The organism is Dendronalium sp. ChiSLP03b, assembly GCF_034531165.2.
In the GTDB taxonomy this organism is placed as follows: domain Bacteria; phylum Cyanobacteriota; class Cyanobacteriia; order Cyanobacteriales; family Nostocaceae; genus Dendronalium; species Dendronalium minutum.
Genome location: NZ_JAVRBR020000142.1, coordinates 34,188 through 49,039 on the forward strand (window position 1 = coordinate 34,188; position 14,852 = coordinate 49,039).

14 protein-coding genes are annotated in these 14,852 nt (G+C 45.7%); 8 read left to right on the forward strand and 6 right to left on the reverse strand.

Annotated elements, in window-relative coordinates; genetic code table 11:
* Nucleotides 1–115: 115 nt before the first annotated feature.
* Complete coding sequence (gene dprA, locus RMY31_RS32415) at nt 116–1,237, forward strand: DNA-processing protein DprA (RefSeq protein WP_322662730.1); 1,122 nt, start codon at nt 116–118, stop codon at nt 1,235–1,237.
* A 116-nt stretch (nt 1,238–1,353) separates the two neighbouring features.
* Nucleotides 1,354–2,100, forward strand: coding sequence for a Uma2 family endonuclease (locus tag RMY31_RS32420; protein ID WP_409879052.1), 747 nt, complete (start codon nt 1,354–1,356; stop codon nt 2,098–2,100).
* 96 nt (nt 2,101–2,196) lie between these two features.
* Here the strand turns inward: RMY31_RS32420 and RMY31_RS32425 are convergent, their stop codons facing one another.
* Both RMY31_RS32425 and RMY31_RS32430 read right to left on the reverse strand, forming a co-directional pair.
* Nucleotides 2,197–3,615, reverse strand: a complete 1,419-nt coding sequence (locus RMY31_RS32425) for a cobyrinate a,c-diamide synthase (RefSeq protein ID WP_322662727.1) — start codon at nt 3,613–3,615, stop codon at nt 2,197–2,199.
* 117 nt (nt 3,616–3,732) lie between these two features.
* A complete protein-coding gene (locus RMY31_RS32430) occupies nt 3,733–4,341 on the reverse strand; it encodes a TetR/AcrR family transcriptional regulator (protein WP_322662725.1) in 609 nt (202 codons plus the stop codon).
* Between the two features lie 108 nt (nt 4,342–4,449).
* Between RMY31_RS32430 and RMY31_RS32435 the strand changes: the two genes are divergently transcribed.
* Entirely contained in the window at nt 4,450–5,196 is a 747-nt protein-coding gene (locus tag RMY31_RS32435; RefSeq protein WP_322662723.1) for a 3-oxoacyl-ACP reductase family protein, read from the forward strand.
* Nucleotides 5,197–5,204: 8 nt separating this feature from the next.
* On the opposite strand, the gene RMY31_RS32440 is transcribed toward RMY31_RS32435, so the two are convergent.
* The gene (locus RMY31_RS32440; RefSeq protein WP_322662719.1) at nt 5,205–5,342 is read right to left on the reverse strand and encodes a hypothetical protein; all 138 of its coding nucleotides are present in this window, start codon (nt 5,340–5,342) and stop codon (nt 5,205–5,207) included.
* On the opposite strand from RMY31_RS32440, the gene RMY31_RS32445 reads away from it, so the two are divergent.
* Nucleotides 5,341–6,093 (forward strand): SDR family oxidoreductase, encoded by a 753-nt coding sequence (locus RMY31_RS32445; protein ID WP_322662717.1) that lies wholly within the window; start codon nt 5,341–5,343, stop codon nt 6,091–6,093. The two genes, RMY31_RS32440 and RMY31_RS32445, sit on opposite strands and share 2 nt — an antisense overlap.
* Nucleotides 6,094–6,312: 219 nt before the next feature.
* Here RMY31_RS32445 and RMY31_RS32450 read toward each other — a convergent pair whose 3' ends face one another.
* A complete protein-coding gene (locus RMY31_RS32450; protein ID WP_409879056.1) occupies nt 6,313–6,504 on the reverse strand; it encodes a hypothetical protein in 192 nt (63 codons plus the stop codon).
* A gap of 212 nt (nt 6,505–6,716) precedes the next feature.
* Complete coding sequence (locus RMY31_RS32455) at nt 6,717–7,139, reverse strand: cyclic nucleotide-binding domain-containing protein (protein WP_322662714.1); 423 nt, start codon at nt 7,137–7,139, stop codon at nt 6,717–6,719.
* A gap of 192 nt (nt 7,140–7,331) precedes the next feature.
* Between RMY31_RS32455 and RMY31_RS32460 the strand changes: the two genes are divergently transcribed.
* Both RMY31_RS32460 and RMY31_RS32465 read left to right on the forward strand, forming a co-directional pair.
* Complete coding sequence (locus tag RMY31_RS32460; protein ID WP_322662712.1) at nt 7,332–10,349, forward strand: UPF0182 family protein; 3,018 nt, start codon at nt 7,332–7,334, stop codon at nt 10,347–10,349.
* Between the two features lie 271 nt (nt 10,350–10,620).
* A complete protein-coding gene (locus RMY31_RS32465) occupies nt 10,621–11,154 on the forward strand; it encodes a CAP domain-containing protein (RefSeq protein WP_322662759.1) in 534 nt (177 codons plus the stop codon).
* Between the two features lie 117 nt (nt 11,155–11,271).
* Here the strand turns inward: RMY31_RS32465 and RMY31_RS32470 are convergent, their stop codons facing one another.
* Entirely contained in the window at nt 11,272–11,784 is a 513-nt protein-coding gene (locus tag RMY31_RS32470) for a DUF4278 domain-containing protein (protein WP_322662710.1), read from the reverse strand.
* Between the two features lie 540 nt (nt 11,785–12,324).
* Here RMY31_RS32470 and RMY31_RS32475 point away from each other — a divergent pair.
* Entirely contained in the window at nt 12,325–13,461 is a 1,137-nt protein-coding gene (locus RMY31_RS32475) for an HhoA/HhoB/HtrA family serine endopeptidase (protein WP_322662708.1), read from the forward strand.
* Nucleotides 13,462–13,645: 184 nt separating this feature from the next.
* On the forward strand, nt 13,646–14,773 hold the full coding sequence (locus RMY31_RS32480; protein ID WP_322662706.1) for a site-2 protease family protein: 1,128 nt from the start codon (nt 13,646–13,648) through the stop codon (nt 14,771–14,773).
* The last annotated feature ends 79 nt before the right edge of the window (nt 14,774–14,852 follow it).

The window sequence follows — 14,852 nt, forward strand, 5'->3', positions numbered from 1 at the left end:
GTCATCAGTTATATCCTCCCCTGTTCCTCTGCCCCTCTGCTCCCTCATCTGCTTTGCACGTCAATAGAGCAACCTAAAATGGGAATACTCAATCGAGTAGGGTGAGGATGCAAAAGTGGCAGAAGAACGTGCATATTGGCTTGCGTGGTCGCAAATTTCTGGGATTGGCCCAGTATTGCTGCGACGATTACAGCAGCATTTTGGCACGCTAGCAACAGCTTGGAAGGCTACTAAGGCACAGTTGGGAGAGGTGGAGGGTTTTGGTTTTCAGACATTAGAAAAGGTAGTACAACAGCGATCGCATCTGCATCCAGAACAACTACTTACCAAGCACCAGCAAGAAAACCCCTATTTTTGGACACCAGCAGATGCAGATTATCCCCGCTTACTGCTGGAAACTCCCAGTCCACCACCACTTTTGTACTATCGCGGTGAAGTTGAACTACAAGAAAATCTGGGACAAAAACCGATGGTTGGGATTGTCGGAACGCGCCAACCTTCCGATTACGGTATTCGTTGGACTCGCCAAATCAGCACGGCTTTGGCTAAAAATGGCTTTACAGTTGTTTCTGGTATGGCAGAGGGAATTGATACAGAAAGCCACACAGCCGCAATGAAAGCTGGTGGAAGAACGATCGCAGTTTTAGGTACGGGAGTCGATGTTATTTATCCACACAAAAATCGGGATTTGTACAAACAGATTTTGAGTGCAGGGTTAGTCGTAAGTGAATATCCAGGTAAAACCCCACCCGATCGCACTAACTTTCCCCGCCGTAACAGAATAATTGCCGGGTTAAGCCGCGCCATCTTGGTAATGGAAGCACCTTTAAAATCTGGTGCGTTAATCACAGCCACCTATGCGAATGATTTTGGCAGAGATGTCTATGCACTACCTGGCAGACTAGACGATCGCCCATCTCAAGGTTGTTTAAAGTTACTCAGTCAAGGTGCTTCTTTTATTCTCAAGGAATTAGACGAACTTTTAACAATGTTGGGAGCAGTACCACAGCTTGATGTAGTTGCAGCTTCACCAAAATCAGAACAGTTAAACTTGCCAAATTTATCGCCAGAACTACAACAAGTGATAAATGCGATCGCAGTTGATGCTTTGTCCTTCGATTTTATTGTGCAACAAACAGGCATGAATGCTGGCTCAGTTTCCAGTGCTTTATTACAGTTGGAACTCATGGGTTTAGTGTCACAACTGCCTGGAATGAGGTATCGTACTAATTCATAATCTTAATTAAGATATACACAACGAGGCTTGATACAGTTGGTTTTTGATTACTATACTTGGTTCCTGATTCCGCCCAGAGCGATAACATAAAAACAAATCAAAAAAAGGCGATTTTTATGGCAACCCAACTCGGTGAAGCCAAATCCTCAAAAGAACTGATAATATCTTGGGAAGCGTTGCCCGATGATTTTCAACTAGAGGATAAACCAGTGGAAAATACAGGTCAGCCAATATTGGCTGGCGCTTTGCGTGAAAGTTTAGAAATAAGTGGTTTTATCCAACCTCGAATGTTGATCGCCTCGAATTTTGGTCTTTGTGCAAAGTTGAACGGGCAATTTGTCGTTAAAACACCAGACTGGGTTTATGTTCCATCGGTGAATGATGTTTTAGAAGAACGTAAAAGCTATACACCCAATTTAGAGGGAAATATTCCAGCAGTTGTGATGGAATTTCTTTCGGACACTGACGGAGAAGAATATTCTTTTAAGCGAACTTATCCACCAGGAAAATGGTTTTTTTACGAACAAATTATTCAAGTTCCAATTTATGTAATTTTTGACCCAAATGGTGGTTTGTTAGAGTTTTATCAACTCGAAAATAGACGCTATGAGTTGCAGCAACCTGATGAAAATGGTCGCCATTGGATTGACTTTATGGGATTATTTTTAGGAACTTGGCAAGGAACAAAAGAAGCCCGTACTGGCTATTGGTTACGTTGGTGGGATGAGGCAGGTAATTTGTTACCTTGGGCAGTGGAACAGATTGAACAGGAACGTCAACGCGCCGAACAGGAACGTCAGCAAAAAGAACGGCTAATTGCTTATCTACAATCTCAAGGTATCGACCCGAATAATTTACCCTAGTGGAATTAAGTCAAAAGACAAAAGGCATTGACATGAAAAGCCGATGGATTGCCATGGCCGGTTACCGTTTTGATGGCACGCTGGAAACAACGGGTTTTATTTTGTTAAATGTGATTTCAAATCAAAACATTGTTGAAAAAAACGCTGGGGAATTTCTACACTTTCTCCCCAATGCAGATGAACATAAGAGGCATGAACATTGACAGGAAAACCCCATCCCTCATATCCCATATTTTCTTCACAATCGTAGCGGTAAGTTTCAAATAGAGGTTGAGTAGGAATTGGACTTAAACGAGAACGGTGAAATTCATGCCCGTAAATATTTGTACCTGCATTCACTAGCAGACTATCTTGCATAGCTATTGCACGACGATAACCTAAAGTAAGGCCCCCGCCCATCACAGCAGATGTGATTAACACTCCCACCATCGGCCAAGATTTACCTTCAAAATCGATAATTTGCTCGCACAAATACATCAATCCCCCACACTCGGCAATTGTGGGCATTCCCGCCAGAATTGCTGCTTTGACTGCATCACGGGCGCTAGTGTTTTCTGCTAGTTGCTGGGCAAACACTTCTGGAAAACCACCCCCAAAATACATTCCCCGTACACCTTGTGGTAGTTCAGCATCTGTTATTGGACTCCAAAAAACTAGTTCTGCACCCAAGTGTTGCAGCAAATCGAGATTGTCTTGGTAGTAAAAATTAAAAGCGCGATCGCGAGCAACTGCAATTCTGATAGGAGGTGGGGAAGATGAGGGGGAATTTTCCCTGATAAATTCTTCTGTGTCTTCAGATTTCAATAGGGGTAACAGGCGTTGCCAGTCGAAGCAAGTATCTCCTAAATCGGCAAGGCGAGTAATTAAAGTATTCAACTGTGGTAATTCTGCTGTCGGTACTAAACCGAGATGGCGATCGGGAATTGTAATGTTATCCTGACGGCGCAGCACGCCGAGAATAGGTAATTGTAAAGGTTCTAGGGAATCTTTGAGCAAGGATAAGTGGCGATCGCTACCCACACGATTTAATATGACTCCGGCTATTTGAATTGTAGGATCTAAAGAGCGGTAGCCGTGAGCGATCGCTGCCACAGAACCAGACAAGCGACTGCAATCAATCACCAAAACTACAGGCACATTTAGCAGCCGCGCGATATGAGCCGTGCTTGCAAAGTCAGTGCTGAGTAAATTCTGTTTATTTTTAAGGTTTAATTTTTCATTTTTAATTTCCTTGACTCCATCAAATAACCCCATGACACCTTCAACTAAAGCATATTCGCTCAATTGGCTATGACGAGCAAAACATTGTTGAACGTAAGCTTCTGAAGTCAGTACCGGATCTAAATTTCGACAAGCACAACCAGTAACGTGTTGATGAAACATCGGATCGATATAGTCCGGGCCGACCTTGAAAGATTGCACCTTGCTACCGCGACGGCATAAAGATGCCAAAAGGGTAAGTGTCACTGTTGTCTTACCCACCCCACTACGTTCTCCAGCAATAACTAAAGCCATAAAACAAACACCAAATTTAAACCACTAGCTCGATAAAACCGATCTTCATCAGAGCGATCGCGCACTTCCCCATAGTTTTCACGTCAGACTTCCATGCGACAACTATTTGGTGTCGTTCTACTCCGGCCACGCTTGCAACGCTGTCTCGACAACCCGCAGTAGTTCTGCCCGAGTAGCTCCGGTCGCCGCCAGGACTGACATTCCACAATTGATCGTCAAGACAAAGCGGGCGAGAGCGGCAGGGTCGGAATCGGCCGGTAAGTCGCCCTCCGAAATCGCTTGCTCGAAACGCTGACGCAGGGCGGTTTCACTTGAGGCTCGGTACGCGGACAACTCCTGCCGCATCGGATCTGTCGGATCTCCGCATGAAAGCGTGCCATGAACCCAGAGACATCCCGGTGGATTACGCGAATCGGTTCCCAGGTCAACAACCCCGTGCATCATCCGCTCGGCGACCGCACGCGCAGTCGGCTCTTTGAGAGCCTCACGAAGATAGACTGACGGCCCCTCAGCATAGCGTTCCAGCACTTTGCGGAACAGAGATTCCTTGTTGCCAAAGGCGGCATAAAGGCTCGGACGGTTGATACCTATAGCCTCTGTCAGATCCGAGAGGGACGTGCCCAAGTACCCCTTGCGCCAAAACACGTGCATTGCACGATCGAGCGCGTCATCGATATTGAACTCGCGGGGCCGACCCATCGCCGCAGTGGTTTTTTCCGGTTTCATACTCATCAGTACAATAGTTTCTTGACAGGCTCACGTCCATGTCTTATATCTATACCATACGATACAAAAATGTATCGCAACGACATATTCTAAGCACAAAAGAATACTATGAGTACCAAGAAACTCACAGGTAAGGTGGCACTGGTTACCGGCGGCTCACGCGGTCTAGGGGCGGCGATCGCCAAACGTCTCGCAGACGATGGTGCAGCCGTCGCCCTCACCTATACCAGCTCGCCACAAAAAGCCGACGAGGTGGTGTTCGCCATCGAATCGGCAGGTGGCCAAGCCTTGGCGATCCGCGCCGACAGTGCTGATGTCGAAGCGGTGAGAAACGCCGTTGCCGAGACAGTGAAAGTCTTTGGTCGTCTCGACATCCTCGTAAACAACGCGGGGGTCGCCGCTTTAGCTCCGATCGACCAGTTCTCGATGGATGATTTTGATCGGCTCGTCGCAGTTAACATCAAGGGTGTCTTCGTGGCAACTCAAGAAGCTGTCCGCCATATGGGCGAGGGCGGACGGATCGTCACGATCGGCAGCATCAACAGTGACCTCGTTCCCTTTGCTGGCGGCTCTGTCTACGCTTTGACCAAGGGTGCGATCGCCGGTTTTACACGCGGTCTTGCCCGCGATCTCGGCCCTCGCGGCATCACAGTCAATAACGTCCAGCCCGGCCCGACCGACACCGACATGAACCCGGCAGACGGGCCCTTTGCCGATGGGTTGAAAAAGATGATTGCCCTCGGTCGCTACGGACAGAGCAGCGAGATTGCTGGAATGGTTTCTTATCTCGCCAGTCCTGAAGCCGCCTTTGTCACTGGTGCAAGCCTCAAGATTGATGGCGGCTTCGCAGCCTGATCCGGCAATCAAACCAAAACCAAGAAAAGTCCCATGATGCAAATCGGAATCATCGGTGCGTTAAACGATGCAAACTTCTCAAAAGCAATAACCCGTTCTAGCTGTCCTAACGTCTGAAACCACAACGCAACTAAAGGAAATCTCATGTCACAGAAACTCTCAGAAAAAGTCGCACTCATCACAGGCGGCACCAGCGGTATCGGTCTTGCCACTGCTAAACGATTCGTCACCGAAGGCGCGTATGTCTTCATCACAGGTCGCCGTCAGAATGAACTCGATGCCGCTGTGAAAGAGATTGGTAAAAATGTCACCGGAGTTCAGAGCGATGCCTCAAATCTGGCAGACCTCGATCGCCTTTTCGCCACGATTGAGCAAGAGAAAGGTCGCCTTGATGTCATCTTCGCTAACGCTGGCGGCGGGGGAATTGCCCCACTGGGATCGATTACCGAGGAACACTTTGACAAAACCTTCAACACCAACGTCAAAGGTCTGCTTTTCACTGTGCAGAAAGCATTGCCTTTGTTGTCAGAAGGGGCTTCGATTGTCCTGAATGCTTCGACTACTTCTATCAAGGGCACCCCAGCGTTCAGCGTTTACAGCGCTACCAAAGCCGCCGTGCGATCGTTTGCCCGTAACTGGACACTCGACCTCAAAGAGCGCAAGATCCGCGTCAACTCCATCAGCCCTGGAGTAGTCCCTACCCCAGGCTACAATCTCATGGGACTGAGCGAGGAACAGGTGCAGGGTTTCGTAGCAAGCCAGGTCAACACCATCCCACTCGGGCGGGTGGGTACACCGGATGAGATCGCTAAAGCTGTGGTTTTCCTTGCCTCTGACGACAGCAGCTTTGTGAACGGTATCGAGCTGTTTGTCGATGGCGGCATGGCACAAATTTGAAGCGTCCCAAAAGCTTTCCAGACATACTGTTTAGGGACTTCCAACTAAAAAAATATCCCATCGCTTTGGCGAGCAGGGGGAGCAGGGGAAGCAGGGGGAGTAGGGGAGGAAGAATTTTATAATCGTCTTCGCTTTCAGAATTGAATAATTTAATTTCTGGAAGTCCCTCATAGTCCACTTCATGTTCAACTCTAATAACTCAAGGAGGCGATCGCCATGTTACAGAAGCTCTTGGAAAAAGTCGCGCTGATTACAGGTGGCACCAGTAGCATCGATCTTGCCACTGCTAAGCGATTCGTTACCGAGGACAGCAGCTATATTACTGGCATCGAATTGTTCGTTGATGGTGTGGCACAAATCTAATCGCTCTCGAACGGGGAAACTTGATTGAGAAAACCCGTCTTCAGCCATTTCTGGTTGGTGTAAACAACAATAGCAGAAGGTGCCTGAAAACTTGAGTGGTGTGGATGGCAGCATCTTCGCCGGGATCTGTTTTGACTGATGATTGAAAACAGCCACCACTCGTCTTTTTCACAATTTGAATAGAACTATTATATATGATTAGAGAAACAGGGTAACAGATTGGAAACCGTCTGTATCAAGCCATTTTCTGTGTATCTTAATTACGAATTATTATCATTCAGTCTGCGAATTAGGCGGGATAACTCACGAATAATATTCACTGCAATTTCCGGAGTTTCTTCAATTGCGTCATATAGTTGCTCTTGTGTCAGTTCCAGAAATTCGCAAGGTTCCAAAGTAGTTGCAGAGGCAGAACGAGGTTGAGTATCAAATACTGCCATTTCACCAAAATATTTTCCCTGTTCTACCTCTGCCAGGTTTTTATCCCCAATATGAACTTTAACTCGACCTGAGACGACAATGTAGAGCGATCGCCCCTCTTCTCCCTGTCTAAAGATGGTGTAATTAGCTGGAAATGACAACTCATGCATCACTGAAGTCAGCCGCACAATAAAATCATCCCGTAATTCTTTAAAAATCGGGACTCGCCGGACAAATAATAAACGGTCAACACTGCTGAGCATAACTACAATTTAAACATTGAATATCACCAACAATCTCAAAACCGAAGTGAGAGTGCGATTAGCCATGTTAACCTATGTTTCAAAACTTACATAGCGAACTGAAAATTCAGGTCAGTTGTCAGTTATCAACAGCCAAGAGTCAATAGTTCTTCTCCTCCTGCTCCCTCATCCCCCTCATTTTCCCCAATCCCCATGTTCTGGAAATGGTGCTTTCGACTATTAATATTATTCCTGGGGCTTTGGTTGCTCTTGGATTTGATTTCTCGCGTAGGAGCAGAGATTTTCTGGTTTCAGGAAGTCGGCTATCTCCAAGTATTTTTGCTGAGGGTAGTGACTCGCGGTGCTTTATGGGTAGTCGTGGCTGGCACAACTGTTGTCTATCTGCTAGGAAACCTCGCTTTGGCACAACAGCTGAAGTATCCTAAGCCTTTGAAAATTGAGCAAGTCGAGCGCGAGCAAGCAGGATTTAGCCGTGAGCTAAAAAACTTTCTCAGTCCCAAATATTCTAAACGTGATGATATTCGTAATTACAGCCAACGCTTTCTACCATTAAAGTTGCGCTGGCTTTTACCGCTAGTTTTGGTCTTGAGCTTGTTAGTGGGGTTAATGCTGTTTCACTACGGTGAAATTGCCCTATTCTACTGGCATTCTCAAGTTAGCAAAGCTAGTTTACCTATTCCTGACCTGTTTCGTCCAGAAATTATCTGGCAATTCTTCAAAGAGATAGTTTCTCAAATCTGGTATCTTGGTTTGCTTGTGGGAATAGCGATCGCTATATTAATCTATCCCCAATTGCTCTTAGCGATCGCAGTTTTGTTCAGTGTCGGGTTGGGGTTAATTTTGTCTCAACACTGGACAAAGGTGTTGCCATATTTCTACCCCACTACCTTCAATAATTCTGAGCCTCTATTTGGTCAAGATATTAGCTTTTATGTATTTTCCCTGCCTGCCTGGGAATTGCTAGAACTCTGGCTGATGGGATTATTTTTGTATGGCTTTGTTGCCGTTAGCCTTACTTATCTCCTGTCGGCAGACAGTCTCAGTCAGGGAATATTCCCTGGTTTTTCAACCCAGCAACAGCGTCATCTATCCGGCTTGGGAGGATGTCTGATGCTGGTGGTAGCCTTGAGTTATTGGCTGAGTCGTTATGAATTGGTTTATTCCACCCGTGGGGTGAGTTATGGTGCCAGCTATACCGATGTTACAGCTCAGTTGCCAGCTTACACTGTCTTGTGTGTCTTGGCAGTGGCGATCGCCTTTTACTTATTTTGGCGAACGTTGTTTTGGCGACCTAAATTTCAGTATCGCCAATCAGTACTTTACGGGTTGGGGGTATATCTGGCGCTAGTCGTAATGGGTGGTTTTATCCTGCCGAATGCGGTGCAATATTTAATTGTCGAGCCTAATGAATTGCAGCGAGAGCGGGCATACATTCAGCGTACTATTGCCTTGACTCGGCAGGCATTCGATTTAGAAGCAATTGATGCCAGAATCTTTAACCCCCAAGGAACGCTGACTGAAGCCGATCTGCAAAAAAATGAGCTGACGATTCGCAATATTCGCTTGTGGGATGAGCGACCGCTGTTAGAAACTAATCGACAACTACAACAAATTCGACCATATTATCGGTTTCCTGATGCCGATGTCGATCGCTACACTTTAGAAACAGATGTCGTTGAACGCAGATCGGCTGCTCCCCAAAAGCCGCCAGTATCTGAGCAAGAACCAACTAACACCACAGAACGACGACAGGTATTGATTGCTGCACGAGAATTAGATCACAGTGCTGTGCCCCAGCAGGCTCAGACCTGGGTAAACCGCCATCTAATTTATACTCACGGCTACGGTTTTACTGTTAGCCCAGTGAATACAGTTGGACCGGGTGGACTACCAGAATATTTTGTTAAAGACATTAGCGGCAATAGTAGTGCCCTGACTACTTCTAGTGAAGCCATTCGTAAAAGCATTCCCATTGGGCAACCCCGAATTTATTACGGTGAAATTACTAACGCTTATGTAATGACTGGCACGCGAGCTAAAGAACTGGACTATCCCAGTGGCAGTGACAATATTTACAATACCTACGATGGTCGGGGTGGTATTAAAATTGGGTCACTGTGGCAACGGTGGCTATTTGCCATGTATTTGAAAGACTGGCAAATGGTATTGACACGGGATTTTCTGCCTGACACAAAAGTTTTATTCTGGCGGAATGTAAAGCAACGAATTCAGGCGATCGCACCTTTTTTAAAATTTGATAGTGACCTCTATCTAGTGGCAGCTAATGCCAATCTTGACAAGACTAATCCAGATTTTTCCACCAATAACAACTATCTTTACTGGATGATCGATGCCTACACAACAAGCGATCGCTATCCCTACTCAGATACGGGTAGCGAAGGTATAAATTACATTCGCAATTCAGTCAAGGTAGTGGTTGACGCTTACCACGGCACGGTTAATTTTTACATTGCTGACTCTAGCGATCCAATAATTGCCACTTGGTCAGCTATTTTTCCGAAGCTGTTCAAACCGCTCAGTGCTATGCCAATTAGCCTCCGCAGTCATATCCGCTATCCTGTGGATTTCTTCAAAATTCAGTCTGAGCGGTTGATGACATACCACATGACCGATCCCCAGGTATTTTATAACCGGGAAGACCAGTGGCAGATTCCTAACGAAATTTATGGCAGCAAAGCCCGACCAGTAGAGCCATACTATTTGATTACCGGCCTTCCTACCGTACCTTTTGAAGAATTTATCTTACTTTTACCCTACACTCCTAAACAGCGGACTAATTTAATCGCTTGGTTGGCAGCGCGATCGGATAGCGTGAACTACGGTAGGCTGTTGCTGTATATCTTTCCCAAGGAACGCTTGATCTACGGGCCAGAGCAAATCGAAGCCCTGATTAACCAAGACCCAGTAATTTCTCAGCAAATTTCCTTATGGAATCGCCAAGGATCGAGAGCAATTCAGGGCAATCTGCTAGTAATTCCGATTGAGCAATCTCTGTTATATGTCGAGCCAATTTATCTAGAAGCCAGCCAAAACAGTCTGCCAACTTTGGTGCGGGTAGTTGTAGCTTACGAAAATCGGATTGTCATGGCCCAAACCCTAGAACAGGCATTGCAGGCAATCTTCAAACCAGAAGTGACACCAGCCCCTGCGATTATCCGTCCCGTAGAGCAGGCAGTTCCACCTGAGTAGGGGGAGCAGAGGAGCAGAGAGGCAGAGGGGCATAGGGGCATAGGGGCATAGGGGCAGGGGAAGTAAATTCTTCCCTCCCTTGTCTCCCTTATTCCCCAGTCTCCAGTCCCTTTTACCTTATCTTTGTCATTTTGCTGTCATATCTGTGTTTTAGGTTAGAAATAAGCAGCAAAAGTATTAATTTACGGAGAATCTCTACCGAGGTGGCTTCATGGAATGGCAAGTGCTATGCCATTGGATAACTCAGGAACACAAGCGCCAATTATCCCGAATGATTTGGCTAGGATGGGCAGCGATCGCACCGATCTTAAATGGGTGTGAGCAAGTAATTGAGTATTTACCACCCTTACCAAAGATCGAAGTACCATCAGGTAAGCCCCCACAACCCCCTGTTTCTCCTCAATCCACTCAAATTACCCAAATGGAGGCAGCAGTTCGCCAAGGTATTAACCAAGTGCGGCAGAAAGACGGACTACAGCCGCTACAAAATAACGAAAAACTAGCACAGGTTGCCCGTAACTACAGCCGACAGATGGCGCAAAGAAACTTCTTTAGCCACACTGGTGCTGATGGTAGCACTTTACAAGACAGAGTCCGCGCTGGTGGTATTTCCTATTGGATTGTAGGAGAGAACTTGTTCAAAAGTCAGAACATTTCTAAACCCGTTCCAGCAGCTGTTGAAGGTTGGATGCAAAGCCCAGGACACCGAGAGAATATTCTACGTCCTGTGTTTAGAGAAACGGGTATAGGCGTATGGCGAGTTGGCAACACATACTACATCACACAGTTGTTTTTGCGACGTTAGAAAGTTGTTCTCTCTAGGCAGGACAAAAGTCAACACCCGTCAACTCACTACAAGAAAGCTTGCCATGAATTAATGCTGTTTATCTTTATTGTGAATTGCTATAACTGCACCAATTTTCTAGCCACCTTGCTCTTTAATTTCTCTGTGTGCAGTTCTGTTTACAGAATAGGTACTTCCCCGAAAGCTCAATTTACAGGTTTCTGGTGCTATGGGTACTCCAGCCGATTGGGCGTTAGAATCGATACGAACAAAATAAGTACTACCCCGAAAGCTCAATTTACAGGTTTCTGGTGCTATGGTTACTGCATTTGATTTGGTACAGGGATCGGCATGATAGGAAACCCCACGGTACATCAAGCTATAATCTGGTTCAGATTTCCGAACTGGCTGTTGTGGATATTCTGTTTCTCTGCTGACCACCTTGCTAGTGTAGTACTCGTAGCTTGTACTGAGCGGGATAGAAATCAATAGTAGAAGTAGGATCTGCCAAGGAGCTAAGATTAAACCCAAAATCAGGCTGATAGCTGCAAATACAGCCACAAGATGTGCAATTTCATTATTATTCTTTTTTAATAAAAAATAGCTAGCAATGAAACAACTGCACAGTAGAATCAAAAAGCACAAAGCCATTTTTCCTAACTTCTCAAATAAAAGCTAAGGGTTTATAAAGCAGATTGAATTTGTTTTGAAAATCGTTGTTTATTTTACCTCAGAACATGATTTGAGGTTACCGTACTATTTGAGGGAAAGTATACTTATAGCGTCTGTAATACCTCGATCGCGCGATCGAATTACTCAGTAATGGCTGCCGCAAAACCCAATAAAAAGGCTCTAAAACGAGTTATTAATTCCCTTGCTTATTTTTTCTTAACTTGCGCCCAATTCAGAGAAAATTTCTGATTAACACTCTATGTAGACATTAGTTTTAATCTATGCCAGATTAAATCCTCACTCGTTGTTATCTGGTGATTCGTTAGAGAAATCATCAAGAAGACAGACTCAGGATAGGTGCAGCGATCGCAACCCCAACCTAGACTACAAGTCTAGCCCCATGATTACAGGAACCCCTTGTGAGAGCTAGATGGATCGTTACATTGGACTTTCATTTGGCTCTGCCTGAAAACTTAAACAATTATCCTGTGGGACTTCATCAAGCGATCGCAACGGGATATGAAACTATTTTTTAAGCAATCTACGCTTTACCTAGCTTTGCTAGTGACTGGATGCATCTCTACTAGAGATGTCAGGAATGCTCAACCACCACCTGTACCCAACTTATTACCACCAACACGTTCAACCACTGACGTAAATTATGTGACGCGGGTTGTGCAGCAAGCAGGCCCCGCAGTAGTGCGAATCGATTCGACACGCACTGTTGAAGCATCCCCCGTTCAAGATCCTTTGTTGGAACGTTTTTTCGGCAGACAGTCGCCTCCTCCAGAACGAGTACAACGGGGTATTGGTTCTGGGTTTATTACTAGTGCTGATGGGCTAATTTTAACCAATGCCCATGTGGTCGCAGAAGCGGATAATGTCACAGTGGTATTGAAAGATGGTCGCCGCCTTCAGGGCAATGTGGTAGGTGCTGACCCTGTTACTGATGTTGCCGTGGTCAAAATTAAAGCTACGGGACTACCAATAGTCAAGATCGGCAATTCAGATAATTTATTACCAGGACAGTGGGCGATCGCTATTGGCAACCCTTTAGGACTCGATAACACAGTTACTCAAGGAGTTATCAGTGCCACTCAACGTTCTATTGCAGATTTAGGTGTGCCAACAGAGCGTGTTGACTTTATCCAAACTGATGCAGCGATTAATCCAGGTAACTCTGGCGGGCCTTTACTGAATGCGGAAAGTGAAGTGATTGGGATGAATACTGCCATGATTCGGGGAGCACAGGGATTAGGTTTTGCCATTCCCATCAATACTGCTCAACGGATTGCAGCACAATTGATAGCCAAAGGACGAGTAGACCACCCCTACATCGGCATTCAAATGGCGCAGTTGAGTCCAGAGTTGCGAGCTAAAATCAATCAGAGCAAACTTGGTTTGATAATTAACCAAGATACAGGCGTAATCGTTCTGGGAATTGTCCGCAACTCACCTGCGGCTCGTGCAGGTTTACGTCCAGGTGACATCATTGAAAGTATCAACGGTGTTGCCATTAAAGATACACAGCAAGTGCAACAACAATTGGAAGCGGTCAAAATCGGCGATCGCTTGCAAATTACAATCAATCGTAACGGCAAAAGACTAGCGATCGTAGTCAGACCAGAGGCTTTACCAGCAAAAGAGGCTGGCTGAAAGAAGAGCTAAGTAAGTTCCATCTTTTTTACCCTTACCTTCTTCTGTGAACGTTTGCAATAAATCTAATTTACATCTCCAGGCAATATCTCTCTATCATTTGCCAGAGGAAGCCACGGACTGCTTTTTCTATGCTTTTAGTGATTGAGTTCCCAACTTCCAACTCCTCACTCCCTATCCCAATATGCAAGGATTTCGCTTAGGTTCTATTTTCGGGTTTGAAATCCGAATAGACTTGTCTTGGTTATTAATTTTCTTCCTAGTTCTCTGGACTTTAAGCGCAGGTCTATTTCCAGAAGACTATCCAGGACTAGCCAATGCCACTTATTTTGTCATGGGATTAGTAGCAACGCTGCTGTTCTTCGCATCGCTGCTGGCTCATGAGCTTTCTCACTCCTTCGTAGCTAGGGCAAAAGGAATTCCCGTCGAAGGTATCACCCTGTTTATTTTTGGTGGAGTCTCGCGCACTCGCATGGATGCAGAAACACCTGGTGATGAGTTCCAGATAGCTGGCGTTGGGCCTCTAACCAGTGTGGTTCTTGCTGCTCTTTTCGGCTTGATTTGGTATGTCAGCAAAAATGCTGGATGGAGTGTGGTAGTTACAGGTATTGCATCCTACCTAGCCTCTATTAACCTTGTCTTGGCTATTTTCAACATGCTGCCAGGGTTTCCTCTAGATGGCGGTCGCGTTTTCCGTTCTATTATCTGGAAGTACACTGGCGATCGGGAAAAAGCCACAAAAATCGCCTCTACAGGTGGTAAATGGTTAGGTTACTTGCTAATTGCCCTTGGTTTCTGGCAGTTATTTAATTCCTCTGTTTTGAGCGGACTATGGTTTATCTTGATTGGTTGGTTCTTATACAACGCCGCAGAAGCTAGCTATGAGGAGGTTTTGCTGCGTACAAGTTTAAAAGGAGTACGGGCGCAGGAAATCATGACACCCTATCCAGAAACGGTAAGTCCCAATCTCACACTTCAAGAGCTAGTAGATAAATATTTCCTCAGTCGTCGCTACCAGTCATTTCCCGTAACACAAGACAGTCACCCTGTAGGCATTGTTACTTTAAATCAAATTAAGGATATTCCGCGAGAAGAATGGACATATCAGACTGTTAGAGACATCATGATTCCCACAGATAACGGAGTTACAGCTCGTCCAGAAGAGCAAATGTCTCAGGTTTTACAAAAAATGCAGGACTCAGGAGTACGTCGCGTACTAGTGACTCAAAATGGCTTACTTAAAGGCATTATTACTGCTAATGATGTAGCTAGTTGGCTGCAACGACACCGAGATTTTGGTCAAGCTGCTTAACTCTCTAAGTACACGCTACCGTAAAAGGGGTTCGGAAATATCGAGAGTTGATGTTGGGTTTCACTCCGTTCAAACACCA

Coding starts and splice junctions, on each gene's coding strand:
- RMY31_RS32420 (WP_409879052.1), top strand. CDS start 1,354: ATGGCAACCCAACTCGGTGAAGCCAAATCCTCAAAAGAACTGATAATA.
- RMY31_RS32425 (WP_322662727.1), bottom strand. CDS start 3,615: ATGGCTTTAGTTATTGCTGGAGAACGTAGTGGGGTGGGTAAGACAACA.
- RMY31_RS32430 (WP_322662725.1), bottom strand. CDS start 4,341: ATGAAACCGGAAAAAACCACTGCGGCGATGGGTCGGCCCCGCGAGTTC.
- RMY31_RS32435 (WP_322662723.1), top strand. CDS start 4,450: ATGAGTACCAAGAAACTCACAGGTAAGGTGGCACTGGTTACCGGCGGC.
- RMY31_RS32445 (WP_322662717.1), top strand. CDS start 5,341: ATGTCACAGAAACTCTCAGAAAAAGTCGCACTCATCACAGGCGGCACC.
- RMY31_RS32440 (WP_322662719.1), bottom strand. CDS start 5,342: ATGAGATTTCCTTTAGTTGCGTTGTGGTTTCAGACGTTAGGACAGCTA.
- RMY31_RS32450 (WP_409879056.1), bottom strand. CDS start 6,504: ATGGCTGAAGACGGGTTTTCTCAATCAAGTTTCCCCGTTCGAGAGCGA.
- RMY31_RS32455 (WP_322662714.1), bottom strand. CDS start 7,139: ATGCTCAGCAGTGTTGACCGTTTATTATTTGTCCGGCGAGTCCCGATT.
- RMY31_RS32460 (WP_322662712.1), top strand. CDS start 7,332: ATGTTCTGGAAATGGTGCTTTCGACTATTAATATTATTCCTGGGGCTT.
- RMY31_RS32465 (WP_322662759.1), top strand. CDS start 10,621: ATGATTTGGCTAGGATGGGCAGCGATCGCACCGATCTTAAATGGGTGT.
- RMY31_RS32470 (WP_322662710.1), bottom strand. CDS start 11,784: ATGGCTTTGTGCTTTTTGATTCTACTGTGCAGTTGTTTCATTGCTAGC.
- RMY31_RS32475 (WP_322662708.1), top strand. CDS start 12,325: ATGAAACTATTTTTTAAGCAATCTACGCTTTACCTAGCTTTGCTAGTG.
- RMY31_RS32480 (WP_322662706.1), top strand. CDS start 13,646: ATGCAAGGATTTCGCTTAGGTTCTATTTTCGGGTTTGAAATCCGAATA.